26 protein-coding genes are annotated in these 25,332 nt (G+C 43.1%); 12 read left to right on the top strand and 14 right to left on the bottom strand.

The window, feature by feature from the left end; all coding sequences use genetic code 11:
* The first annotated feature begins 3 nt into the window (after positions 1–3).
* The 7 genes from N480_RS22395 (at position 4) to N480_RS22365 (ending at position 8,054) form a co-directional block, all read left to right on the top strand.
* Positions 4–621 (top strand): 3'-5' exonuclease, encoded by a 618-nt coding sequence (locus N480_RS22395; protein ID WP_063374656.1) that lies wholly within the window; start codon positions 4–6, stop codon positions 619–621.
* A gap of 160 nt (positions 622–781) precedes the next feature.
* Complete coding sequence (gene epd, locus N480_RS22390; RefSeq protein WP_063374655.1) at positions 782–1,795, top strand: erythrose-4-phosphate dehydrogenase; 1,014 nt, start codon at positions 782–784, stop codon at positions 1,793–1,795.
* A 30-nt stretch (positions 1,796–1,825) separates the two neighbouring features.
* Positions 1,826–3,004 (top strand): phosphoglycerate kinase, encoded by a 1,179-nt coding sequence (locus tag N480_RS22385; protein ID WP_063374654.1) that lies wholly within the window; start codon positions 1,826–1,828, stop codon positions 3,002–3,004.
* Positions 3,005–3,149: 145 nt separating this feature from the next.
* Positions 3,150–4,214: a class II fructose-bisphosphate aldolase gene (gene fba, locus N480_RS22380; RefSeq protein WP_063374861.1), complete on the top strand. Its 1,065-nt coding sequence runs from the start codon at positions 3,150–3,152 to the stop codon at positions 4,212–4,214.
* 713 nt (positions 4,215–4,927) lie between these two features.
* Positions 4,928–5,617 carry a phosphate regulon transcriptional regulator PhoB gene (gene phoB, locus N480_RS22375; RefSeq protein WP_023399796.1) on the top strand — a complete coding sequence of 230 codons (690 nt, stop codon included), beginning with the start codon at positions 4,928–4,930 and terminating at the stop codon, positions 5,615–5,617.
* 61 nt (positions 5,618–5,678) lie between these two features.
* Complete coding sequence (phoR, locus tag N480_RS22370) at positions 5,679–7,007, top strand: phosphate regulon sensor histidine kinase PhoR (protein ID WP_063374653.1); 1,329 nt, start codon at positions 5,679–5,681, stop codon at positions 7,005–7,007.
* A 78-nt stretch (positions 7,008–7,085) separates the two neighbouring features.
* On the top strand, positions 7,086–8,054 hold the full coding sequence (locus N480_RS22365) for a PstS family phosphate ABC transporter substrate-binding protein (RefSeq protein ID WP_063374652.1): 969 nt from the start codon (positions 7,086–7,088) through the stop codon (positions 8,052–8,054).
* 70 nt (positions 8,055–8,124) lie between these two features.
* Here N480_RS22365 and N480_RS22360 read toward each other — a convergent pair whose 3' ends face one another.
* The 8 genes from N480_RS22360 to sfsA all read right to left on the bottom strand — a co-directional run bounded on the left by N480_RS22360 (position 8,125) and on the right by sfsA (position 14,715).
* The gene (locus tag N480_RS22360; protein ID WP_063374651.1) at positions 8,125–8,361 is read right to left on the bottom strand and encodes a hypothetical protein; all 237 of its coding nucleotides are present in this window, start codon (positions 8,359–8,361) and stop codon (positions 8,125–8,127) included.
* A 195-nt stretch (positions 8,362–8,556) separates the two neighbouring features.
* Positions 8,557–9,405: a pantoate--beta-alanine ligase gene (gene panC, locus N480_RS22355; protein WP_063374650.1), complete on the bottom strand. Its 849-nt coding sequence runs from the start codon at positions 9,403–9,405 to the stop codon at positions 8,557–8,559.
* A complete protein-coding gene (gene panB, locus N480_RS22350; RefSeq protein ID WP_063374649.1) occupies positions 9,405–10,199 on the bottom strand; it encodes a 3-methyl-2-oxobutanoate hydroxymethyltransferase in 795 nt (264 codons plus the stop codon). The genes panC and panB overlap by 1 nt, the downstream gene beginning before the upstream one ends.
* Before the next feature lie 2 nt (positions 10,200–10,201).
* A complete protein-coding gene (gene folK / locus N480_RS22345; protein ID WP_063374648.1) occupies positions 10,202–10,705 on the bottom strand; it encodes a 2-amino-4-hydroxy-6-hydroxymethyldihydropteridine diphosphokinase in 504 nt (167 codons plus the stop codon).
* The gene (gene pcnB, locus N480_RS22340) at positions 10,702–12,051 is read right to left on the bottom strand and encodes a polynucleotide adenylyltransferase PcnB (RefSeq protein WP_081231978.1); all 1,350 of its coding nucleotides are present in this window, start codon (positions 12,049–12,051) and stop codon (positions 10,702–10,704) included. Before pcnB ends, folK begins: the two co-directional genes overlap by 4 nt.
* A 337-nt stretch (positions 12,052–12,388) precedes the next feature.
* Complete coding sequence (gene gluQRS / locus N480_RS22335; RefSeq protein ID WP_063374647.1) at positions 12,389–13,354, bottom strand: tRNA glutamyl-Q(34) synthetase GluQRS; 966 nt, start codon at positions 13,352–13,354, stop codon at positions 12,389–12,391.
* A gap of 42 nt (positions 13,355–13,396) precedes the next feature.
* Positions 13,397–13,840 (bottom strand): RNA polymerase-binding protein DksA, encoded by a 444-nt coding sequence (gene dksA, locus N480_RS22330; RefSeq protein WP_063356637.1) that lies wholly within the window; start codon positions 13,838–13,840, stop codon positions 13,397–13,399.
* A gap of 164 nt (positions 13,841–14,004) precedes the next feature.
* Entirely contained in the window at positions 14,005–14,715 is a 711-nt protein-coding gene (gene sfsA, locus N480_RS22325) for a DNA/RNA nuclease SfsA (protein WP_063374646.1), read from the bottom strand.
* An 82-nt stretch (positions 14,716–14,797) separates the two neighbouring features.
* Here sfsA and pepB point away from each other — a divergent pair, with 82 nt between their 5' ends.
* On the top strand, positions 14,798–16,093 hold the full coding sequence (pepB, locus tag N480_RS22320; RefSeq protein WP_063374645.1) for an aminopeptidase PepB: 1,296 nt from the start codon (positions 14,798–14,800) through the stop codon (positions 16,091–16,093).
* 54 nt (positions 16,094–16,147) lie between these two features.
* Here pepB and N480_RS22315 read toward each other — a convergent pair whose 3' ends face one another.
* The 5 genes from N480_RS22315 to gpmM form a co-directional block, all read right to left on the bottom strand.
* Positions 16,148–16,567 carry an HPP family protein gene (locus N480_RS22315; RefSeq protein WP_063374644.1) on the bottom strand — a complete coding sequence of 140 codons (420 nt, stop codon included), beginning with the start codon at positions 16,565–16,567 and terminating at the stop codon, positions 16,148–16,150.
* 96 nt (positions 16,568–16,663) lie between these two features.
* Complete coding sequence (locus tag N480_RS22310) at positions 16,664–17,386, bottom strand: divergent polysaccharide deacetylase family protein (RefSeq protein ID WP_063374643.1); 723 nt, start codon at positions 17,384–17,386, stop codon at positions 16,664–16,666.
* 159 nt (positions 17,387–17,545) lie between these two features.
* Complete coding sequence (locus N480_RS22305) at positions 17,546–18,769, bottom strand: S41 family peptidase (protein WP_155732928.1); 1,224 nt, start codon at positions 18,767–18,769, stop codon at positions 17,546–17,548.
* Positions 18,770–18,807: 38 nt separating this feature from the next.
* Positions 18,808–19,953 carry a murein hydrolase activator EnvC family protein gene (locus tag N480_RS22300; RefSeq protein WP_063374642.1) on the bottom strand — a complete coding sequence of 382 codons (1,146 nt, stop codon included), beginning with the start codon at positions 19,951–19,953 and terminating at the stop codon, positions 18,808–18,810.
* A gap of 1 nt (position 19,954) precedes the next feature.
* Positions 19,955–21,499: a 2,3-bisphosphoglycerate-independent phosphoglycerate mutase gene (gpmM, locus tag N480_RS22295; RefSeq protein ID WP_063374641.1), complete on the bottom strand. Its 1,545-nt coding sequence runs from the start codon at positions 21,497–21,499 to the stop codon at positions 19,955–19,957.
* A 282-nt stretch (positions 21,500–21,781) separates the two neighbouring features.
* Between gpmM and N480_RS22290 the strand changes: the two genes are divergently transcribed.
* The 4 genes from N480_RS22290 to gpsA all read left to right on the top strand — a co-directional run bounded on the left by N480_RS22290 (position 21,782) and on the right by gpsA (position 24,066).
* Positions 21,782–22,213: a rhodanese-like domain-containing protein gene (locus N480_RS22290; RefSeq protein ID WP_063374640.1), complete on the top strand. Its 432-nt coding sequence runs from the start codon at positions 21,782–21,784 to the stop codon at positions 22,211–22,213.
* 12 nt (positions 22,214–22,225) lie between these two features.
* Positions 22,226–22,483 carry a glutaredoxin 3 gene (gene grxC, locus N480_RS22285; RefSeq protein ID WP_063374639.1) on the top strand — a complete coding sequence of 86 codons (258 nt, stop codon included), beginning with the start codon at positions 22,226–22,228 and terminating at the stop codon, positions 22,481–22,483.
* A gap of 89 nt (positions 22,484–22,572) precedes the next feature.
* Positions 22,573–23,055, top strand: coding sequence for a protein-export chaperone SecB (gene secB, locus N480_RS22280; RefSeq protein WP_063374638.1), 483 nt, complete (start codon positions 22,573–22,575; stop codon positions 23,053–23,055).
* A gap of 3 nt (positions 23,056–23,058) precedes the next feature.
* Positions 23,059–24,066, top strand: coding sequence for an NAD(P)H-dependent glycerol-3-phosphate dehydrogenase (gpsA, locus tag N480_RS22275; protein WP_063374637.1), 1,008 nt, complete (start codon positions 23,059–23,061; stop codon positions 24,064–24,066).
* 35 nt (positions 24,067–24,101) lie between these two features.
* On the opposite strand, the gene N480_RS22270 is transcribed toward gpsA, so the two are convergent.
* Positions 24,102–25,265 carry a DcaP family trimeric outer membrane transporter gene (locus N480_RS22270; RefSeq protein WP_063374636.1) on the bottom strand — a complete coding sequence of 388 codons (1,164 nt, stop codon included), beginning with the start codon at positions 25,263–25,265 and terminating at the stop codon, positions 24,102–24,104.
* Between the last annotated feature and the right edge of the window lie 67 nt (positions 25,266–25,332).

Below are 25,332 nucleotides of genomic sequence, written 5' to 3'. Positions count from 1 at the left end.
TTTATGAAATGGAGATTCCCATGGTTCTTTGGTCACGGAACTGCAGGACAACGTTGGCTGGAAAGCGAGTTAGTGGTATTGGATTTAGAGCTTACTGGTTTAAACCCCGCGCGACATGAGATTGTTTCAGTTGCTTGGGTGATTATAAAGCGTGGCAAAATCGTCTTATCCGAATCACGATATATGCTCAATGCCGATGTGCAAAGTTTAGCGCAAAGCCCTGTGTATCATGGAATAGATGAGGAGCAGCTAAAACGAGGAGCCAGCCTTGAAGGGATTATGAACAACTTAGCAGGAGTATTAAAAGGTAAAGTACTTGTTTGTCACAATACCCAACTTGATTGGTCATTTATTCAAACACATGCTCGCAAGTTTGGCTTAGAAATACGACCCGACTATATGTTAGATACGCTAAAAATTGAAAAGTCGAGATTGCTCCGTCAGCGCCAAGAAGTTGGGCAGGACCAATTGCGATTACCTGCTTGCCGACGTCGATATGGATTACCAGATTACCAAAATCATAATGCCTTAAGTGACTCGCTCGCGACTGCGGAGCTATTGCTCGCCCAAGTAAACCACTTGGACGCTGAGAAGCACATTAAATTGAGCGCACTAATGTAGGTATGTAATTGGTACGAGATTTATAGCCGCTCACCTTATATCAGAGAAAAATTTTTGCATATCCCTTACACATTTGTTCAAGGTCGATTACAATAGCGCCATCTTATATAGAGGAGCGTTAGTAACTCCTTTTTGCATTTAGAAACGGGTCTTCTAATTAATGACAATCAAACTGGCAATCAATGGTTTTGGTCGCATAGGTCGCAATATTGTCCGAGCCCTTTATGAATCAGGGCGTCACAATGAAATTCAAATCGTAGCAATCAATGAGCTCGCTGATCCTGAAGGGATTGCGCACTTGATGAAATACGATACCTCTCATGGGCGTTTTGCCTTTCCTGTAAAGCTAAATAAACCATACTTAGAAGTTGCCGGTCAGCAGATCCAGATTTTTAACGAACCCGACCCGAGTCATTTACCTTGGCATGCATTAGGAGTAGACGTTGTACTAGAATGTACGGGCGTTTATCACTCGCGTCAGCATGCTGCTGCACATATATCAGCGGGTGCAAAAAAGGTGTTATTTTCTCACCCAGCCGATGCGGATGTAGATGAAACAATTGTCTACGGCATCAACGATGACAAATTATCTGCTGAGCATACTGTAGTATCAAATGGTTCTTGTACAACTAACTGTATTGTTCCTGTCATAAAAGTACTGGATGATGCATTTGGGATAGAATCAGGTGCAATCACTACGATCCATGCTTCAATGCACGACCAACAAGTGATCGATGCCTATCATAAAGACTTACGACGTACTCGAGCTGCGAGCCAATCTATTATCCCGGTAGACACTAAGCTAGCGAGAGGGATAGAGCGGATCTTGCCTAAGTTTCATGGTCGGTTTGAAGCTATTGCGGTCAGAGTTCCGACAATTAACGTAACCGCGATGGATCTCAGTGTATCTCTGGATTCAGATGTAACGCTAGAGCAGGTAAATCAGGTTTTAGAAAAAGCCGCAGAAGGGCGACTACAAGGTATTCTTGATTATACCGAAGAGCCTCTGGTCTCGGTGGATTTTAACCATGATCCTCATTCAAGTATTATTGATGGGACTCAGACCAGAGTGAGCCACAAGCGTTTAGTAAAAGTTTTAGTTTGGTGTGATAACGAGTGGGGTTTTGCAAACCGTATGCTCGACACCGCAATGGCAATGATGAATGCCAAATAATTTTAGTATCGTTCTTTTAAGGAGATGTCCATGTCAGTCATCAAGATGGCGGATTTAGATTTAAACGGCAAACGCGTGCTTATTCGTGAAGATTTAAACGTGCCAGTGAAAGACGGCAAAGTAACGTCTGACGCACGTATTAAAGCATCGTTGCCAACCATTAAATTAGCGCTTGAAAAAGGTGCAAAAGTAATGGTTATGTCTCACCTTGGTCGCCCAACGGAAGGGGAATACGATGCTCAGTATTCACTTCAACCCGTTGTTGACTACCTTAACGAAGCACTTGATCAAAGCGTACGTTTAGTAGCTGACTACCTAGATGGCGTAGAGGTTGCTGACGGCGAAGTGGTTGTTTTTGAAAATGTGCGCTTTAATAAAGGTGAGAAGAAAAACGACGAAGCATTGTCTAAGCAGTTAGCTGCACTATGTGACGTTTACGTAATGGATGCATTTGGCACGGCTCACCGTGCACAAGCTTCTACACATGGTGTGGGTTTATTTGCAGAAGTAGCTTGTGCAGGCCCACTGCTTGCTGCTGAATTAGATGCACTTGGTAAAGCACTAGACAACCCGGCACGTCCATTGGTGGCAATTGTTGGTGGATCTAAAGTTTCGACTAAGCTGACAGTATTGGACTCTCTGTCAACCGTTGTTGATCAACTAGTGACTGGCGGTGGCATCGCAAACACATTCATCGCAGCTTCTGGCAGCCCAGTTGGTAAGTCTCTGTATGAAGAAGAGCTGATCCCAGAAGCACAAAAGCTAGCTGCGGCAGCTAAAGCTAACAATGGCGATATTCCTGTACCAACAGATGTCGTTGTTGGTAAAGAGTTCTCAGAGACAGCGGTTGCTGTTATTAAAGATGTTGCCGAAGTACACAGTGATGACATGATTTTTGACATTGGTCCTAATACGGCAAATGAGCTAGCTAAAATCATTGAACAAGCTGGTACCGTTGTTTGGAATGGGCCTGTTGGCGTATTCGAATTTGACCAATTTGGTAATGGTACTGAAGCTATCGCACATGCAATTGCAAAATCAAAAGCGTTTTCAATTGCTGGTGGTGGTGACACATTGGCGGCAATAGATAAATATGGCGTCGGTGATGAAATCTCATATATTTCAACTGGTGGTGGTGCTTTCTTAGAGTTTTTAGAAGGTAAAAAACTACCAGCAGTTGATATGCTAGAGCAAAGAGCAAAAGCATAATTTAAGTGAGGCGCTTGCGCCTCAAACTATTTACTAAACACTCTCTCACTCATTTGTTTAGTAAATAGCGGTTGGCAACAACCACAAAATATCTATCCCGTTCAAATAGATGGTGAAAGGCCATCAAAAATTGGAGAAAAGCAATATGGCTTTAATCAGTATGCGTCAACTTCTCGATCATGCGGCTGAGAATGGATACGGCGTTCCTGCCTTTAACGTGAATAACCAAGAGCAAATGCGTGCAATCATGGAAGCGGCTGATAGAACTAACAGTCCAGTGATCGTACAGGGCTCTGCAGGAGCTCGTCAGTATGCGGGCGCGCCTTTTATTCGCCATATGATCCTAGCAGCTGTTGAAGAATGGCCACATATTCCAGTTGTAATGCACCAAGACCATGGTACGTCACCGGCGGTATGTCAGCGTTCAATTCAGCTTGGTTTTTCATCAGTCATGATGGATGGTTCACTTCTTGACGATGGTAAAACACCTTCGACATATGAGTACAACGTTGATGTTACACGTCGCACAGTAGAAATGGCGCATGCGTGTGGTGTTTCTGTAGAGGGTGAGCTGGGTGTTTTAGGTTCACTTGAGACAGGCGAAGCGGGTGAAGAAGATGGCATCGGCGCTGTAGGTAAGCTAACACAAGACCAGCTACTGACAGACCCTGAAGAAGCTGCTGATTTCGTTAAGAAAACTGGTGTAGATGCACTGGCTATTGCATGTGGTACGTCACATGGTGCATACAAGTTCACGCGTCCACCTACAGGCGATATCTTAGCGATCAACCGTATTAAAGAAATCCACGCACGTATCCCTGATACACACTTAGTAATGCACGGATCTTCATCGGTTCCTCAAGAGTGGCTTGCTGTGATCAATGAATTTGGTGGTGAGATCCCAGAAACTTACGGTGTACCGGTTGAGCAAATCGTGGAAGGCATCAAGCACGGTGTGCGTAAAGTAAACATTGATACGGACTTACGATTAGCTGCAACTGGTGCGATTCGTCGTCACCTTGCACACAACCCAGCTAACTTTGATCCTCGTAAATATTTAGCTGAAGCGACAAAAGCGATGACTGAAATCTGTATCGCTCGCTATGAAGCATTTGGTACAGCAGGTCAAGCTGCCAATATTAAGCCTATTTCTTTGGATGACATGCACGTGAAATACCTTTCAGGTGAGTTGGCCCCAAAAGTAAAGTAATAGACTTTTGACACCATAACGATTTCTAAAGCCCCTTTAAAGGGGCTTTTTTATGCATAAGTAAAATTGATTTTCAGCACGGCGTATACTTGATAAGTAATAATATGTGGTGCAGTTTTCAGACGAGATAAGATCGTTGATAAAATAAGTGAGATCACTATTTGACTAAGTCAGCGAGTAAAGATCAATATCTTACTAACTGATCTCGCCGTCAGATCGCAATTATACTTACTAAACGCATGCGGATCGTGCTTTTACTAACTTTAGCTCGAAAGGATCTGTTTTATACCAACTGATCTAGATAAAAGATCCGACTCATCAGGCGTTCAAAGGGAAGAAATATTTTCCTCTACACGTATATCAATGAGTTAGAGCTTAGGAAACGATAAAGTTTATCTGAGAAGTAAGTATAAATCTGATCCCTAAGTGATCCACTAGGTAATAATCTGATCCCTCTATCACCAAGTTAGAAAAATAGTGATCTCGACGATTAGAATATTTTTTTGTCCTGAAAAAGGTATTGTGGATACTAAGGTATTCGACGCTAATTGCATCAAATTGAAGACAATTTAGGGACAAGAAGAACATAACTTATTGAAATTGTGTCCTTGGGAAATTAATTTACCTGATATTTATCAGGCAGTCTTTCATAAAACTGTCATACTTAGTCATAATAATGAAACCGACTTCGGTAACGTAAGAGATAAATGGGAATGTCACGTAGAGTACTAGTAGTTGATGACGAAGCACCGATCAGAGAGATGCTGGTGTTTGTGTTGGAACAAAATGGCTTTCAAGCAATTGAAGCTGAAGACTATGATTCGGCAATTGCAGCCATGGTAGAGCCATACCCTGATATGGTACTGCTGGATTGGATGTTACCAGGAGGTAGCGGTATCCAAATAGCTAAAAAGTTCAAACAAAGCGAATATACACGTCAAATTCCAATCATCATGTTAACAGCACGTGGTGAAGAAGAAGACAAAGTTAAAGGATTAGAAGTAGGCGCAGATGACTATGTGACTAAACCTTTTTCACCTAAAGAGTTAATGGCTCGCATTAAAGCAGTAATGCGCCGTGTTTCTCCAACATCTTTGGAAGAAGCGATTGAAGTACATGGCCTAAGACTTGACCCTATTTCACACCGTGTTACTTCAGCGGGTAATGAATTAGAAATGGGTCCTACTGAATTTAGACTACTACACTTCTTCATGACCCACCCAGAGCGTGTTTATAGCCGTGAACAGCTATTGGACCACGTATGGGGCACCAATGTGTATGTTGAAGATCGTACGGTAGACGTACATATTAGACGTTTGAGAAAAGCGATTGCACCATTAGGCCATGACCGACTGGTACAAACAGTACGTGGTGCTGGTTATCGTTTCTCAAGTAAGGTATAAAGCAATCATGTACGCGCTGTGGTAGCGTTATCCTAGCGCTTAATATTTAGGATCATTTTATATGTATAGAGTGATTGATAAACAGGCGTTATTAAAGCGCCTGTTTTTGTATTTTCTCCCTTTGACCCTTATCGGTATATTGCTAGGGGCACCCTTTGTTTTATTGTTTTTGGGTGCATCAGTCTTACTGTTCTGGCACTTTAAACAACTTTACAAGTTAAGTGATTGGTTGATCAATCAGCGCAGTTTCAATCCTCCTGAGGGATCTGGTGCGTGGGAACAAATTTTTGAAGGGATCTATCACCTTCAACATCGCAATCGCAAAAAACGCAATGAGTTAGCCGCTTTGATCAGACGCTTTCGTGAGGGTGCTGAAGCAGTACCGGATGCGGTGATCGTGATGCAACAGGATCTAAGTATTATTTGGTGTAATCAATTGGCGCTTAGGATCTTAGGCTTGCAGTGGCCTACGGATCACGGGCAGCGCTTGGATAACCTGATCCGCGATCCAAAGTTTGTAAAATATATGCAGGAGCATGACTTTACGGATCCACTGGAATTAGAAAGTGGCCATAACGGAGAGCGCGTACTAGAGTTTCGCGTCATGCCCTATGCCGAGCAGTTAATGATGGTTGTCCGTGATATCTCTAGACTAAAAAAGCTTGAGCAAATGCGCAAAGACTTTGTTGCCAACGTCTCTCATGAGCTACGAACGCCGTTAACCGTGGTGACAGGCTACTTAGAGATGATGGAAGGTGACCAGATGCCGCCGCCTGCAATGTGGCAAAAAGCCCACAATACGATGATAGAGCAGTGTAAGCGCATGGATAGCTTAGTGAATCAATTGCTGTCTTTATCGCGCATTGAAGGCGATAGAGATCAAGCAAATGACAAAGCCGTAAATGTACCTAGTATGCTTAAACTCATTCGCACTGAAGGCTTATCTTTAAACCAAGACAAGCACCACGAAATTATTTTTGAAGTTGACGAAACATTGGATATTAAAGGCTGCATGGATGAATTGAGAAGTGCATTTTCTAACTTAGTGTTCAATGCAATTCACTACACTAAACCCAATGGCAAAATCATTGTTAAATGGTATTTAGACGGTGAGCGGCCTGCGTTTTCTGTTGAGGACAACGGTGACGGCATTGCCCCAGAACATATTAACCGCTTGACCGAGCGCTTTTATCGTGTCGATAAGGCCCGCAGTCGTAAAACGGGGGGATCGGGTTTGGGCTTGGCGATTACAAAGCATGTGCTGAGTCGACATGACTCTCATTTAGATATTGAAAGCACATTGGGAGAGGGCTCGTGTTTTTCATTCTCCTTCCCCAAAGAAAAACGCATTTTTATGACATATAATGAAAGTCATAAAAGTGTCATTTAAGAGTAATTTTATTGTAATTAACTGAGCGCACAATGAGCACCAGTTAAACAAATGGGACGAACAATCGGAGTGACCCCAATGAAATTTAAAAGCTTAGTTGCCGCAATGGGTGTGGCTGTAACAACATTGGTATCTGCACAAGTTTCTGCACTTGATAAAAACTTACCTGAGTACAACAAAACCAGCGGAATCTCGGGTAACTTTTCATCTGTGGGTTCAGACACACTTGCAAACATGATGACGTTTTGGGCAGAAGAGTACAAGCGTATTTACCCTAACGTAAATATTCAAATTCAGGCTGCGGGTTCTTCAACTGCGCCTCCTGCGTTAACTGAAGCAACTGCAAACTTCGGCCCTATGAGCCGTAAGATGAAGTCGAAAGAAGTTGAAGCATTCGAAAAACGTTATGGTTACAAGCCTACAGAAGTACGTGTTGCTATCGATGCACTGGCGGTTTTTGTACATAAAGACAATCCAATCAAAGGTCTTCGAATCGACCAAGTAGACTCTATCTTCTCTTCAACACGCAAGTGTGGTGGCGATAAGCAAGTTGACCGTTGGAGTGAAGTAGGTCTTAACGGTCCTTGGGCTGCAAAAGATATCCAGCTTTACGGTCGTAACTCAGTGTCTGGTACTTACGGTTACTTCAAAAAGAAAGCACTTTGTAAAGGTGACTTCAGAAACAACGTAAACGAGCAACCAGGTTCTGCATCTGTAGTACAGTCAATTTCCTCTTCTGTGAACGCAATTGGCTACTCAGGTATCGGTTACAAGACATCTGGTGTACGTACTGTTCCTCTAGCGAAGAAAGGTAGCAACTTCGTAGACGCAACACTTGAGAATGTAGCAACTGGTAAATACCCGCTATCTCGTTTCTTATATGTTTATGTGAACAAGCACCCTAACAAGCCGCTTTCACCAATCGAAGCTGAATTCTTAAAGATGGTTCTATCTAAAGAAGGTCAAAAGATTGTAGAAAAAGACGGTTATGTGCCACTGACAAACAAAATGGCTAGCCGTGAGCTTAAGAAGTTAGGTCTTCTATAATTTCAGGATGAATAAACTCAGCCGTCCAATTGGGCGGCTTTTTTGTGTCTCTAATTTTCTACAAACAATATTAATACTGGCCCGTTCTTATTTTTGACAGCTCTTCAGCTTGCGCTTTGCAGTTGTTATATTTTTCTACGCATTCACCGCTACATATCTGTCGAGTCATCGTTTGCTCTGTCGAACTTAAATTACAATTTTGTTCACATTGGTAATTTTGTTGGGCGCACTGATTCAGCTCAGGAGAGTTATTTTGATTGCTGCAGGCTGCAAGCATGACAAATAAAAACGGAAGCGCAGTTCTCATAGTAGTTCCTATTTTGGCGTGATTTCAGAGAGTTTTAATAATAATTATTTTTAAAACTTTGTTTAATTTAGCACACTTTATATTTACAAGCGTACCGATGAATAAAAAACTCACTTAATTTCAGAGGGATTAAATTTTAAAAGCGACAAAAAAAGCGCCTAATAAAGGCGCTTCATAGCAATACTTTTAGTCTCTTTATTGAGTTACTTGAATGTTATCGATGAGCCTGACAGTGCCTAAGAAAGCTGCAGCTAAGATAACGAACTCGTCATCTTCCTTGGTGGCTGGTTTAAGTGTACTGCGATGTGCAATTGAGAAATAGTCGGTTTTAAGCCCAGCGTTTTCCAGCTGTGATTTTGCACCTTGTTCAATCTTATCGAATTCACGTATGCCTGCTTTTAGTTCGCCTGCTGCGCTACTTAATACCTTATACAGCACTTTAGCAACATCTTTTTCTTGTTCAGATAGATAGCCATTTCTGGAGCTCATCGCAAGCCCAGAGACTTCTCTTTGTGTTGGTACGCCAATGATTTCAATTGGCATTGACAAGTCATGTACCATCGTCTTGATGACTTGTAGTTGCTGATAGTCTTTTTCACCAAAGCAAGCAAAGTCAGGTTGAACGAGGTTAAATAACTTAGTGACAACCGTTGCCACTCCTCTGAAGTGGCCTGCTCGGCTGCCTCCACAGTAACCTTCAGATACACCAGGGACGTCAACAAAGCTTTGTGTGTCTAAGCCATTCGGGTAAATAGTTTCTACACTTGGTGTAAAAACAATGTCGGTTTCGAGCTCGGCAAGGCCCTGTTTATCTTGCGCTAACGTTCTCGGATAGTTATCTAAATCTTCGTTCTGACCAAACTGCATTGGATTGACGAAAATACTGACTACGACTTTGTCTGCGAGCGTTTTGGCTTTTTCAACCAATGAGAAATGCCCTTGATGAAGATTTCCCATAGTGGGTACGAATGCGATACTTTGACCTTGTTGTCGCCATGCTTTAATTTGACTGCGTAAAGACTTTATTTCAGTAATTGATTGCATTAGTTAAACTCGTGTTCGCTACCTGGGAATGCGCCTGATTTAACATCATCACAGAATTTTTTCACCGCGTCTTGCATATTGCCTGTTTCTGCCAAGAAATTCTTGGAAAACTTGGGAATATAACCTGCTGAAATACCGACTAAATCGTGCATTACTAAAATTTGACCATCGACTTCTTTCCCAGCGCCTATGCCGATAACAGGAATATTGACTGACGCTGTTATACGTTTTGCTAAGCTAGGAGGTACGCATTCAATGACCAGCATTTGTGCACCTGCAGCTTCCAGTGCTTGTGCATCAGCAATCATTTCCAGTGCTTGTTGTTCTTCACGGCCCTGTATCTTAAAGCCGCCAAATACATGAACAGATTGGGGGGTAAGACCTAGGTGTCCACATACAGGAATACCTTGCTGAGTAAGCAACTTAATTGAATCAACAAGCCATGCGCCGCCTTCCAATTTAACCATGTTAGCGCCACTGCGCATTAACTGAGCCGCATTCTCACATGCTTGTGCAGGGCTGGAGTAGGTCATGAATGGCATATCTGCGATGACAAATAGCTCTTTGCTGCCAGCTCGAACACTGCGCGTGTGATATGCAATGTCTTCATTCATTACGGCAAGCGTATCATCACCGCCTTGCAGTACCATTCCAAGAGAGTCACCCACAAGGACAACATCAACGCCATTTTCATGAAAAAGTTTAGCAAAACTCGCATCGTATGCAGTCAAAGCTGTGATCTTTTCACCCTGTTGCTTTTTCTTTATGAGGGTGGATACTGAAACTTTTGCCATTTTTATGTCTCCTTATTTTGGGTCATAGGCAGCGCTGTTAAGCCATTGCGTGGAAGTTGTGTTGCGATGTCTTTAAGTGCTGTGCCATTCGGCAAGCAAAGCTCGGGAGCGAGCTCTAACATTGGAAATACAACAAACTCTCTGTCGCATAGGCCATAATGAGGAACTGTGAGTCTTGGCGTATCAATTGTTACGCTATTAAACAACAGTATGTCCAAGTCTAATGTACGAGGGCCCCATCTTTCTTCTTTTCTTACTCTACCTTGCTGCTGTTCAATCAATTGAAGTTGGTCTAGTAAAGGTTCTGGTTCTAATAGGGTTGATAATTTAGCAACCGCATTGACATAATCTGGTTGGTCTTGTGGCCCCATGGGCTTAGATGCATAAAAGCTAGAGACGACCAAATGCTTTATATCAGTGTGGTTGTGCAGTGCTTCAACCGCTTTGTGTAACTGTGCTTGAGGCTCATATAGATTTGCCCCAAGCCCTATGTAAACTGTATTCATGTATCTTGTTTAGGTTTTCTTCTGGGCTTACTACGGTGACGGCGCTTAGGACGATCTTTCTGGCCAAGATTTTTCACCATATCCTTCTGACCAGTGACATCTTGTTTCAGATACTCAGTCCACCAATCAGCAAGTGCTTTCTGATCTGTTTCGCCGCTCTCAACACGTAATAATAAAAAGTCGTAAGACGCTTTAAACTTAGGCTGTAAGCTTAATCGATAAGCACGCTGACCACTGCGTCTGTCCAATCTTTGCTGGATATGCCAAATGTCTCGTGCGCCGAGAGTGAAGCGTTTTGGTACAGCCACTCGTTGAGCATTTTCGCTCAGAACTTGGCTGATTGCTTGCATAAAGGCATCATATTCTGCAATACCTTGCTGTTGCAATAGTGCTGCACGATTGCGCAATGGAAACCAAAGTAGTGCCGCATAGATAAAGGCTGGTGTCACTTTTTTATTGCCGTTGATCCGTGCATCCGTATTAGCAAACATTTGTTGAACAAAACGACGTTCAAATTCGCTGCTTTCTTGCGATAAAATCTCTTCAAGGCTTGGGAACAGCTCTTTAAATAAACCAAGCTCTCTGAGCATCAAAAAGTTTGCTTCAGCTTTTCCACTTAAAAACAGTTTCAATGTTTCTTCAAAAAGTCGTGCTGGTGGAATATTACCAAGTAGTGGAGAAAGTTCTGTAATCGGCGAGAGTGTCGCAGGCGCAATGTCCATATCAAGCTTCGTTGCAAAACGCACAGCACGAAGCATCCGCACTGGATCCTCTCTATAGCGCGTTTCTGGGTCACCGATTAGCTCAATTCTTCTTGCTTTAATTGCATCAATACCGCCTGCAAAGTCCCTGACACCAAAATCATTGATTGAGTAATATAGGGCATTGATTGAAAAATCTCTGCGCTGTGCATCTTCTTCGATAGTACCGTAAACATTGTCACGCAATAGCTGACCTTGTTCACTTGCTTTACTGGTTGGGTCGCCATCGCCAGTAGACAGGTGGTGCCCACGCATAGTCGCAACTTCAATGACCTCTCGGCCAAATACGATGTGGGCCAGCCTGAAGCGACGGCCGATTAGACGACAGTTTCTAAATAGGCGCTTAACTTCTTCAGGTGTTGCATTCGTTACAACGTCAAAGTCTTTTGGCTCGATGCCTAACAAAATATCCCGAATACAACCACCTACAAGATATGCGTCATATCCGCCATCTTTCAGTCTATACAATACTTTGATTGCATTGGGGCTAAATTGTTTGCGTGAGATATTATGCTCACTACGAGGGATAATTTGAGGCTGTAATTTTGCCTCCACGTTTCCCTTGTCCTGCTTTGACCCAACGATTTGTCGGCACAGCTTAAAAATTTTAGAAATAATAACCACTCTCCTAACTACTCTGAGTCCCCACCCGTAGCACCATTTGTTGTAACTATTGAACGCCACATATCGCTTTATTTTTGTAAAGTGTAGGCTAATTCATAAGGCTCGCTATGATATACGCAAATGCGGCTAAATTGAAGTTTCCCATGTGAATTAGCGATTAAAATTTCATCCAAGTTACGTATTAGGTATTTCAAAAAAAAATGGCTGGGTTTGTTTTTAAGAAAGCAATGATCTCTAGGCGTATTTATAGCACCATTGAGCGGTAGATTTACATAGTAAAGGGGATATTTCGGCCTGATCAGAGTGGTGTGAAGTCATAGTGCCCCGTGTCTTGCTGAGTTACCTGAATTTCCTTGTTATTGGGGAGCAAAGAGATGTGATAGTGCGAAATAGCCCATTTTAGCAATGTGTCTACATTATCAAAGTGCACATGAGAGAGGTTGAAGCCCAAAAATTTTAAAGCCGCAGCAAGCGCTGGGAGCGGCTTACTGTTGTCGATTGCTGGTGCATGGTTTTGCTTAGACAGTTTAAAGCCTGCTGTTGCAACAGCCAAAGGGACGTGCATGAAATGAGGCGCAGTGTAGTTCAGCTGCTTAAATAAACTCAGTTGCCTAGCCGTCGGTTCCAACAAATCGGCGCCACGCACAACATGCGTGATCCCCTGTTGATGATCATCAACAACAACGACAAGCTGGTAGGCGAAAAGTCCATCTCTGCGTTTAACAATGTAATCTTCACTCGCGATGTCCTTTGGGATTTGCACTTGACCTTGCAAGTCATCTTGAAATTCAAAAACGGGATAATTTTGTTTTAGGCGCAGTGCATTGCCTTCAAATTGATGACTGGTATCTCGGCAGTGGTTGTCATAAATACCACCACGCGCTTTAATCTGCTTTCTTGTGCAGGTACAAGCGTACACATGCCGCATTTTAATGAGCGGTGCGAGTATATCTTGATAAAGAGCGTGTCGTTGGCTTTGATAAACGACCTCACCATCCCAATGCAAACCATAGGCATCCAACGTAGTAAGAATTGCGTCAGCGGCACCTGGGACGACTCTTGGTGTATCAATGTCTTCCATCCTCACCAGCCATTGCCCTTGATTTGCTTTGGCATCTAAGTAACTTGCCAGTGCTGCAACCAGAGAGCCAAAATGAAGTGGTCCAGAAGGGGAGGGGGCAAAACGACCACGATAAGTGGTAAATGAAGAACCCAGAGCATCTGAGTGTTTATGCTCTGGGAGCCTATCTTGCAATGTATGCATCGTCGGTAAGTTTAACCTTCGCTAATCGGCGTTAGCGTCAGCTTAACCTCGACCTTGCTGCTTTTCTTTGATTTCTGCAAGTGTTTTACAGTCAACACAAAGGTCGGCTGTCGGTCGCGCTTCTAAGCGACGAATACCAATCTCGATACCGCAAGAGTTACAGAATCCGAAATCATCTTCTTCAATCAGCTGCAACGTTTTTTCTATTTTCTTGATCAGCTTGCGCTCTCGGTCACGAGTACGAAGCTCAAGAGAAAACTCTTCTTCTTGCGCTGCACGGTCTACAGGATCAGGGAAATTTGCCGCTTCATCTTGCATGTGGTTCATGGTGCGATCAACTTCGTTACGAAGGTCATTACGCCACGCTTCTAGTATTTTTTTAAAATGAGCTAACTGTGCCTCGCTCATGTATTCTTCGCCCGGCTTTTCTTGGTAAGGTTCTAAACCGGCCTGAGCCAATAACCCTAGTTTTTTCTGGTCTGGCATAGCATTCTCCTAAATCCTTAATAAACAACCCCAGCTAACGCCGGCGGCTATAAATAGCAAAATCTTCACCCCTTAGCAAACACTTTTTACTCATTTACTGTTCTAAGACAAGCCGTTGGCATGAAGTTTTTAACGGCAGTGATATAAGGGTGAACTTATTTTTTTCAAGTGTCTAAAACAGATAGTTTCTCAACCACGCTCACTTCTTGAGGTGTAACTTTCGCTTTAAATGCATATATTTCAACCCCTTGTTGTCGTGCTTCAGTAAATAATTGAGCATATTTTTTATCGATATGCTTTGCGGCTCTTACGTTCTCAATGCCGTTATGCATCACAATAAAAAGCAAAACCGCACGTTGGCCGCTTTGAGTTATATGCATAAGTTCTCTCAGGTGCTTTTGCCCTCTAAGTGTTTCTGCATCCGGGAAAAAGCCTTGTCCGTTTGTTTCTAGTAAAGTGACGGATTTTACCTCTACATAGCAATCAGCCTTGTCTTTGGCGCTCAATAAAATGTCGATTCGGCTATTCTCATGGCCATATTTTACTTCGCTGGTAATGTTTTGATATCCGGACAACTCAGGTATCAAATTTTGTTCAATGGCTTCAATTGCCACTTTGTTTGCCATTGCTGTGTTTACGCAAATTAAATTGCCTCGCTTGTCCTCTGTCACTTCCAACGAGTGTGGATATTTTCGTTTTGCATTGTCGCTCGTTGAGTAATAGGCTTTAAACCCAGCACCTGCGCATCCTGTCATTTTTCCAGTGTTAGCGCAGTGCACGGTAAATTCGTCACCATTATCTTTACGTAAATCGACTAAGAATCGTTTATAACGTTTTAACAGGGTTGCGCTTTTCAGCTCAGATGAAAATTTCATAGTTTAATCGCATTCGTTTTGGGGCTGCTGTGATGGTGGTGTACACTGACCATAATCTACAAGCGTAAGAGTGAAAACCTATATGTCTGAAAAATTTATTGTTCGCCTAAGTGAACAAGCTCCTGCTGCACATTGGGGCAGCAATGCATCGCTTTCATTTGATGAGCAAGGTGCAACAATTCATTTAGCCGAACAAGAAACACTAAAGCATATTCAAAAAGCGGCTCGTAGCCTAGCACAGCAAGGCATCCCAGCGATAGAGCTAAGTGGTGAAGCGTGGTGCACAGAGTCCCAGTGGGCATTTTATCAAGGCTTTGTAAGTCCAAAGCAACTTGACCCTGTCACTTTTGTTGATAACGCACAATCAGATCTTAAAGAGCTAGTCGCTTTGCAGCGCGCTGCAATTTGGACTCGTCAGATGATCAACGGCACAGCAGAAGACATCTATCCTGAAAGTTTAGCAGGAAAAGCGGCTGAGTTTATTCAATCTTTAGCGCCTGAGCATGTTAGCTACCAAATTATTAAAGGCGATGCACTACTAGAGCATCAGTGGATCGGTATCCACGAAGTAGGTAGAGGCAGCGAAAGGCCGCCAGTTTTACTAGAACTGGACTTCAACCCGACCGGGGATGAAGATGCACCGGTGAGCGCAGCGTTAGTTGGTAAAGGCATTACATTTGACTCAGGTGGTTACTCAATCAAACCGAGTGAAGGTATGTTGTCAATGAAGTGTGACATGGGCGGTGCAGCAACGGTTACAGCTGGTCTGTCATTGGCTATCCAACGTGGAATTGATAAACGCATCAAGTTGTTCTTATGCTGTGCTGAAAACCTGATTTCGGGCCACGCTTATAAATTAGGCGATATTCTTACTTATAAAAATGGCACAACTGTTGAAATCGTAAATACGGACGCGGAAGGTCGACTTGTACTTGCTGATGGCTTGATGGCTGCTGGAGAGACTGGTGCGCCACTTATCATCGACGCTGCAACGTTAACTGGTGCTGCATTAGTGGCTGTTGGCCAAGAATACAACGCACTATTTGGCTTAGATAAAGAGCTTGTGAGCGAAGTACAACAGCTAGCAAGTGAAGAGTTTGAGGCGGCGTGGCCATTACCTCTAGAAAAGTGGCATCAAAACAATTGTCCTTCTCCGTATGCTGACACTGCGAACAGTCGCGCACAAAAAGGCGGTGGATTTGGTGGAGCTTCAAATGCGGCTGGCTTCTTATCACGTTTTGTGCCAAATGACGGTCAAGGTTGGGTTCACATTGACCTTGCTGCTTCATTCCAAAATAGCGCAGGTGCTCAGTGGGCATCAGGTGCGACTACGCTAGGTATGCGTACGGTTGCTCGTACGTTGATGGCAAAAGCGTAAGCAAATAGAAAATATATAAAAGCCTCTCATTGAGAGGCTTTTATATATTTGTAATTAAGACAATAGCGCTGCTGCTAAACGTACAAAGTCAGAAGACGTTAATATACCTAATAATTTACCGTTACTATCGACAACGGGCATACATCCGTGGCGATTTTCAACAAAAAATTTGACGACTTCATGCAAACTTTGGTCTGGCGTAACGCTGGCAAAATCTTGCGTCATAACATCAACGACCTTTTCTTGTTTTTCTTTTCTCTCTAAAGCCAAAGTGCCATATGTCGCGAGTATGTTCATGACTTTCGCTATCATGATTTTTTGAGTCAACATACCGACTAATTGACCGTCATCATCAATTACAGGGATATGACGTATATTTTTTTCACGCATCAGATTGTGTGCATCGTGTAGCGTGTGTGACTCTTTAACTGCGAGAGGATCAGCGGTCATCAGTTGCTCAACTGTGTGCAGCATAGTGTTTTCCCGTTAATTAACCTTCTTTAGGTATAACTGAAAGTGAAAGAGTTTGCCTGTGTCTAGATCAATAAAGTAAAAATAACGAGGTGGACACTACTGCTTTTTGTCTTTGGTTTGCTGTAATGCGACTAGCCGCATATGTCTGTTTTCTAAGAGTGTTGAAAGGGGAACAAGCTCAAATCCTTCCGCTGCTAAATCTTGTAATGCTTGCAATAAAAACTGTTGGGTTTCGGGGTAAGGGTGGGCGATGCCAATTGCATAACCTTGCTCTTGTGCTATGGCTTTTAGCGCAACTAACTGAGATTGAAGCTGTTCAAATTGCAGTTCATTGTCTAAAAATACATGCCTTGCGATATTATCTACACCATACAAATTTGCCATCTTTTGCGCCTGGCTATAAGGCGTTGTTCGACTATCTAAGAAGTATAGAGCGCGCTTTTTAAGCACTTCCATCGTCCACTTCATTGGCTCATCGTATTGAGTGAGGGCGGAGCCCATGTGATTGTTAACGCCTTTTACATGAGGCAGGCTTGCCAGAGCATGCCCTAACGTTCGTTGTAGTTGCCATTTAGGCATGTCTAAGGTCAGCCCTCCGGGCCCCAAAGCTTTGCCATTCAGAGCTTGCATAGGAATATGTAAGATAATCTCTTTGTTTTGTTTGGCCGCATGATACGCAAAGTGCTGAGAAAAAGGGGTATGAGGCAACACCGCATATGTCAATTGCCCAGGCAGTGACAAAAACGCGAGGTCACGCTGATGGTTGCCAATATCATCGATGACAATTGCAATTTGTTTTGCATAACAAGCAATTGGCATCAGACACAGCAATGCTATTGATATAATTGTATTGCGCACAAAGTGAATCACGTTTATTTAATTATTTTATATTTATAAGTTTGTCAGCGGCATCGAACTGACGCTTTTATCATCTAACCTAGCATGTTTTTTGTGCTGATAAAAGCGTCTATATGTGTATTAATTAATCACAGGCTGTTGTTTTGCCACTAACTTTTTAGCGGCTTTCCAATGCTGAGAAAGCCGAGCATAGAGGTCACTATCTGCCTCTTCGTTTGTCATTATAGCTGCTTTATTTAGCATCGATAGGGTGTTATTACTGTATTCTACATCGGGCTGTATGCCAGTTCCTTCAATGGATTGGCCTGATGGAGTGAAATATCGTGCGGTAGTCAGTTTAAGCGCACTAGTACCGTTGCCAATAGGGATCAAAGACTGAACGGAGCCCTTACCAAATGACTCTTGACCCAGTATCAAGGCGCGTTTGTTATCTTGAAGCGCACCGGCCAATATTTCAGCTGCTGAAGCGGACTGTTTATTGATAAGCACTAATATTGGCGCACCATTTAAAATATCGCCTTGAACAGCATAAAATTTCTGGTTGGCATCAAAGAAGCGCCCTTTTGTGGAGACAATGACACCACTTTGTAAAAACAAGTCAGAAATGGCAACTGCGCTGTTGAGGGTGCCACCAGGGTTATCGCGTAAATCAATCACTAAACCTTTCAAAGAGATACCACTATGTGCAAAAAGCATATTGATGTGCCTCGCAACATCATGATAGCTGTGATTATTGAACGCAGATATGGCGAGATAGCCAATATGTCCATTGAGTAGTTTACTAGAGACACTTTCAAGGGTGATTTCTTGGCGCCTTAGTGCCAGTGTGACCAACATTTCTGCACGCTCAACGGTGATGTGAATAATAGAAAGCTTTGCTTCTCGAAGTAGCTTGGAGACTTCTGAGATAGATTTGTCAGTAACATCGTGTGTATTGACTGCTACAAGCTTGTCGCCGCCTTCTATGCCTGCTTGTTCAGCAGGGGAGCCTGGTAAGGTATCAACAATAACAATGCGATTCTCAATTTCTTCAACCTCAATACCAAGTCCTGTATAGCGCCCGTTAGTTGCACTAAATAAAGTTTCTAGCTCATGTTCATTTAGATACTTAGAGTACGGATCGAGCTGTTCGAATAACTCATAAAAGTTATCGCGCTTGATATGGTTTAACTGCACTTCTTCCACGTAGTATGTTTGGATGTGATAGAGGATTTCTTCCATATGCGCATGGCTTATTTGTTTCGCTTGAAGATTGCTAAAAAACAGAACAAATAACAATAACAGTGCGCTTATTGCCAAGCTGCAATAGCGGGAGGGAGGGGAAATAGAGGCGAAATATTTCATATGCTGCTCCTAGTGACGGGGCAGCATAGGTTATTCATTTAACTTGATCTGCACCATTTAACTGGATTCACAGCGCTTCCTTTATGCCGTATCTCGAAGTATAGCCCAGGATTTTGTTGTCCGCCGCTTTGACCTACTAATGCAATTGGGTCTCCTGGGTTAACATGGTCGCCAACATCTCTAAGCAGTGTTTGAGCGTGCCCGTATAAACTCATAAAGCCCTCACCATGATCAAGCACGATGACCCAGCCAAAACCATTTAGCCAGTCTGCATACACAACATGTCCAGGTGCAACACTGGTGATCTCATCGCCATTGTCACCGGCAATCATGACACCTTTCCAGCTCATTCCAGCATGTTTTCTTTGCCCAAATCGCTTGCTTAAGCGGCCTTTCAGAGGCCAAGCGAGTTTTCCTTTTAGTCTGCGCAGCCCATCTAATTTTGCGACAAAGACTTCGTTACTGGGTGTTTGAACGTCTGCGAGAGATTCTAAAGTTGTCTTTAACGTCGTTTCGTTTTCTTCTAAATAAGCAATAGCAGATTGTGTTTGTTCCAGCTTGTCGTTGAGATTTTTTAAGTGCGTTTGACGTTGGTTTTGTGCCAGTTGTAGCTCATTCTGGCGGATTTGCTGTTGCTCAAGTAATTCAACTAGGCGTTGCTGTACCTTTTCCAGAGCTTGCTGATTTTTTTCTAGCTCAAGAAAGATCTTTTTGAGATCTTCGAGCTGATTAATACGGGCTTTGTTAAAGTAATCATAATAACTGATAGTACGCTCTAAAGCAGATGTCTGCTGTTGGCTCAGTAACATCTTAGAATAGTCATGACTACCAGTGACATATGCACTCTTGAGCTGAGCTGCAAGAAGTCTTTGAAGGTTCTTTTTGCGGCGATTTAGCTGTTGACTTTCAGTTTTTAAAGCATATTGCTGTTGCTTATTTTCACTGATCCCCTGTTTTGTGAGGGTCAATGCCTTAGCACTGCGTGCAATCTCCAGTTCAAAAGACTTCAGCCTCTTTTTTAAAGAGGTAAAGGACTTTTTCTGCTCATTATAGGCAGCCTGACTTTTCTTCAGTTCTGCCTGAACAGCCGCAAGATCTGCTTTGGTTTGAGACTCATTGGCAACGCTTGATTGCGTTGCCAATAAACAGGTTAAAGTCAGGCTAGTTAAAAGTCCACGTAGCATATTATTTTAAGCGCATAATTGGTGAGCCAGTCATTTCTTCAGGCTGCTCCATACCCAATAAATGTAGCATCGTAGGGGCAACGTCGCTTAAGGTTTTGCTAGCTTGTGGCTCTGCATCACGACCAACATATATAAATGGTACGGGCTCGCTAGTATGCGCGGTATGTGCCTGACCTGTGCTTGGGTCTTGCATTTGCTCTGCATTACCATGGTCTGCGGTGATAAGGGCTTCACCACCACATTCTTCAAGTGCCTTAACAACACGACCGATACAATGGTCAACAGCTTCACAGGCTTTAACCGCAGCGTCAAACACACCTGAGTGACCGACCATATCGCCATTTGGGTAGTTGCAGATAATGACATCAAACTCGCCACCGTGGATGGCATCGACCAGTTTATCAGTCAGCATTTCAGAGTTCATTTCAGGCTGCAGATCATATGTAGCAACTTGAGGTGAAGGAATAAGCTCACGCTTTTCACCTTCAAATAAATCCTCACGCCCGCCGCTGAAGAAGAAGGTCACGTGTGCATATTTTTCGGTTTCTGAGATGCGCAGCTGTGTTTTGTCATGTTTTGCAAGCCACTCACCCAGCACATTATTAAGCTTTTCAGGTGCAAATGCGATCGGTGCATTAATGTCTGCCGCATATTCGGTCATCATCACGAAACTACTTAACGCTGGTGCTTTCTTTTTATCAAATCCGTTAAAGTCGGCGTCAACAAACGCGCGTGTCATTTGTCTTGCTCGGTCTGCGCGGAAGTTTAAAAATAGTACTGCATCACCGTCGTTAATGGTTGCAGGCGTTTGACCATCAGGCACTATCGTTGATGCTTTCACAAACTCATCGTTTTCGTCACGCGCATATGCGGCTTGAAGTGCTTCAACCCCATTTGGGTATGAAAATTCAGCTTCACCTGAAACCATTAGGTCATAGGCCAGTTCAATACGGTCCCAACGATTGTCGCGATCCATAGCATAATAACGACCGACAAGTGTTGCTAACCTACCTGTGCCTAATTTAGCAAAGGTTGCTTGAATTCTTTCGATGGAAGCTTGTGCACTTCTCGGTGGCGTATCACGACCATCTAAAAAAGCATGAAAGAAAATATCGGTTGCGCCGCGCTCTGCTGCCAGTTCAATTGACGCGACAATGTGATCTTCATGACTATGAACACCACCTGGGCTTAATAGACCCATCAGATGCACGGCTTTGCCTTGTGCAACCGCATCATCAATACTTTTTACGAGTGTTGGGTTTTGAGCAAACTCACCATCATCGATTGATTTAGTAATGCGAGTGAAATCTTGATAAACAATACGGCCAGCGCCTAAATTCACGTGCCCAACTTCAGAATTACCCATTTGACCATCAGGCAAACCTACATCCAAACCAGAACCTGAAATCAAAGTTTTAGGTTGTGTTTGCCAAAGCTCATCAAGTACAGGTGTATTAGCAGCGAGGACCGCATTACTCTGTGTTTCTTCTCTATATCCCCAACCATCTAAAATCATAAGTACAAGTGGTTTTTTCTTCGCAGTCATTTGGGCTCCTGAAAAATGCACGATAGATGGGCATAGAATACCTTGTTTTGCGTAATTATTCAGCCCTGTACTGGTGATTTATGTTCAACTTTGATTAATGCTATGGTAACAACCCTACGTTATAATACGGCGCAAAATGCACAAGAACTGTTTCCTTGGTAAGGACTGTGAGGTTAAAAGCCATCTCTGGTGCAGGAAAAACAAGATGGGTTTGTGCCAAGTCACTTAAAAAAGTATACTCGCTGCACTGTAAGTTTTATCTCCCATTAAGTGGCAAGGTCCATGGAACAATATATTACTTTTTTTTCTAATCACCCAGTATTGAGTATTATCTGGGTAGTCTTGGCAATTATGCTTGTGCATAGCTGGTATAAAAGCCGCTTTTCAGCAATTCGCCCAATCAACCCTCAGCAACTAACACTTTTGATCAATAAAGATGATGCTCAGGTATTGGATATGCGCGGCAAAAAGGACTTCATTGCGGGTCGTATTGCTGGCGCTGAAATGATGAATGTTGATAAAGCCAAACAAAATGACTTTGGTGGCCTTGAAAAGTACAAAACTAAGCCCATTATACTTGTGTGTAATACAGGTATGACTGCCAATAACATTGCCGAAAGAATGCATCAGCAGGGCTATGAACAGGTTTATGTGTTATCTGGTGGTATGAGTTCATGGCAAAGTGCAGGTTTACCTACGACTAGTGGAAAGTAATCGGAGTAGTTTATGAGCAATGATGTAACTATCTATACAAAAGATTATTGCCCTTTTTGTCATCGTGCTAAAGCTTTACTCGATAGCAAAGGCGTAACATACACAGAGTACGATATTGGTATGAAGCCAGAGTTACGCGATGAAATGATCGAAAAAGCGAATGGCAGCTACACAGTGCCACAAATTTTTATCAATGGGCAACACATTGGTGGTTGTGATGATATGATGGCGCTGGAAGCTCAAGGCAAACTGGCATCTTTACTGAATTAGTTGAGTAAAATAAAGCATTACCAGCGTCTAACTTACGCTTATTCTTTTACGTCTTAGATGCTGATTAAACAAAATTTATAGGAATAATAATGACTGAACAAAATCAAAACGCGGCAGCAGAACAACAAGAAGGCCCACAATTTAACATCCAACGTATCTACGTAAAGGACGTATCGTTCGAGACTCCTAACTCTCCAACTATCTTCCAAAAAGAGTGGACACCTGAAGTTAAACTAGACATGGATACTCGCTCTGCGAAATTGGACGAAGGCGTATTTGAAGTTGTTTTAGCATTAACTGTTACAGCTACTATCGGCGAAGAAACTGCTTTCCTATGTGAAATCCAGCAAGCTGGTATTTTCTCAGTTGGTGAGCTTGAAGAGATCCAACTTGCACATATGTTAGGTGCGTTCTGTCCGAACATCCTATTCCCATATGCGCGCGAAGCGGTTGCGAACTTAGTTAACCGTGGTACTTTCCCACAATTGAATCTAGCTCCTGTTAATTTTGACGCGCTATTTGCACAGTACATGCAGCAGCGTGCATCACAAGAGCAAACAGCTGACGCATAATTTATGAATACATCACAGTCTGCTGTGACCGTATTAGGGGCGGGGTCGTATGGCACCGCCCTTGCTATTTGTTTTGCTCGCAACGGTCACCGAGTTACATTATGGGGGCGTAATCAAGCTGATGTTGAGACATTGGCATCTGAGCGTCAAAACAAACGCTATCTACCAGACATCACATTCCCAGAATCTTTGGAATTGGAAGCGGATTTAGAGTCTGCAGTTAAAGCAAGTCAAACTATCTTGGTTGTGGTTCCTAGTCATGCCTTTGCCCAAACACTCAAACAAATCCAGCCATATTTACAGGATGGGGCGCGGATCGCTTGGGCGACAAAAGGGTTAGAACCTGATACGGGACGTTTGTTGGAAGAAGTTGCCAAAGAAGTCGTAGGTGAAGCTGTGCCTTTGGCTGTTTTGTCAGGACCTACTTTTGCTAAAGAAATGGCAGCTGGCTTACCTACGGCGATTTCTGTATCAGCTAGAAATGAAGCGCTTCGTACTGAGCTTGCCAGCTTACTTCACTGTAGTCGCTCTTTTAGGGTGTACAGCAATGATGACTTTATAGGCATTCAACTTGGCGGTGCGGTTAAAAACGTGATTGCGATTGGTGCTGGTATGTCTGATGGGTTCGGCTTTGGTGCAAACACCCGTACTATGTTGATCACGCGTGGCTTAGCGGAATTATGCCGTTTAGGATGTGCACTGGGTGCTCGGACTGAAACTTTTATGGGTATGGCAGGACTAGGCGATTTGATTTTAACCTGCACAGATAACCAATCAAGAAACAGACGATTTGGCTTAGCACTGGGTCAAGGTAAAACTGTAGAAGATGCAATGGAAAGTATTGGGCAGGTTGTTGAAGGTTTTCGCAACACCAAAGAAGTTTACTTGTTGGCTAAGCGCAGCGGCATAGAAATGCCTATTACAGATCAGATATATCAAGTTCTGTATGAAAATAAAGATGTTAAAGAAGCTGCGATGGCATTGTTAGGACGAGAACAAAAAGCCGAATAGAAAAAACCACCATAAGGTGGTTTTTTTGTCTCTGTTTAAAAGGCATATTTCACTGAGAGCTGAAGTCTATTTAAATCTCCGTCGGCACCACTCTCGGTTTCTCGATTAGCCATTTTGTATTCTGCGCCAAAGGTCAGCTTTTTAACTGGCGAATACAAAATATTGGCACTATAGCTCATTGTCGACTCAGTTGGGTCGCCGGTTACGGCTGATAGTGTGCTGTCATTATCGGCACTAAAGAATGAATACAAGAAGGTAGAGCGCCACTGATCATTCCAAAAGTGTTGGTAGGCAATGAAACCGGAGGTCGAGTCTATTGCATGTAACTCATTACCATCATAGACCCCGCCATTTGCGACGTTTAAGCCAACATATCGACCTAGTCCCTGACCATGGGTAACCATAAATTTGACGTTGTTCTTGCCAAAATTGACACGACCAGAAGCGCTTACACCAAAAGAAGTTTCAGATTCATCCGCGGCACCGATTTTATAGGTTAGTTGGCGGCCCAGCGCAGCGACGGTTAAATGGCCCCAGTCAGCTTTGTAATTATATCGTGCAGTAAAATCTGGCATCGATGCGTCATCAGTAACCGTGCGAGCCCCACCAGCTGTCGTGACTGTACTTTCTGGATTTTCTGCTGAGAAGGACCAATTACCAACCGTATATTTTGCCATGGCCTGTCTAACGAATACGGTGCCTTCTGCTGGTCCAACAAAGTCGAGCGTTTCAGGTAGTGCGCCAACATTTTGGAAGTTTGACCATGCTTGGCCAAATAGCCACCCTTTATAGGTTACAAAGGCTTGCCTGATACGTGGCGAATATGAATTACTCACACGTTCATTACCACCGACCGAAGCGATAAAATCTAACTCAATTTTTGTTTTAATTGTGCTGCCATCATCAAGTTTAGACGCTGTGCCAAAATTGAATCTCGACTGACGTGCATGCATATCAAAGACAGCATCTTCCCCTGTGCTGGGAGTGACGGGTGTGGTGCCAGGCACGTAAAAATCACGGCCGATATGTTGTGATCCGAGTGTACCATCGGAAAAGTCACTCCATATCGCATCGAGCTTAATATAGCCACCGTAACTGACTTCGGTATTTCCAATATTGGCAGCGAATGCTTGACCACAAAGCACAGAAGATACAGCCATAGCTGCGAGATTTTTTTTCATATTAATTTTAGTTGTCATAATGTTGTTCCTGTATAACTGCCATCTCAGTTGCATCGCAGAGAAATTATTTCATCGTTCACTTTTG

The sequence above is a fragment of the Pseudoalteromonas luteoviolacea S2607 genome (assembly GCF_001625575.1).
In the GTDB taxonomy this organism is placed as follows: Bacteria; Pseudomonadota; Gammaproteobacteria; order Enterobacterales; family Alteromonadaceae; genus Pseudoalteromonas; species Pseudoalteromonas luteoviolacea_E.
The sequence above is the reverse complement of the archived record's forward strand: the minus strand, read 5'-3'. Positions and strand labels throughout refer to the sequence as shown.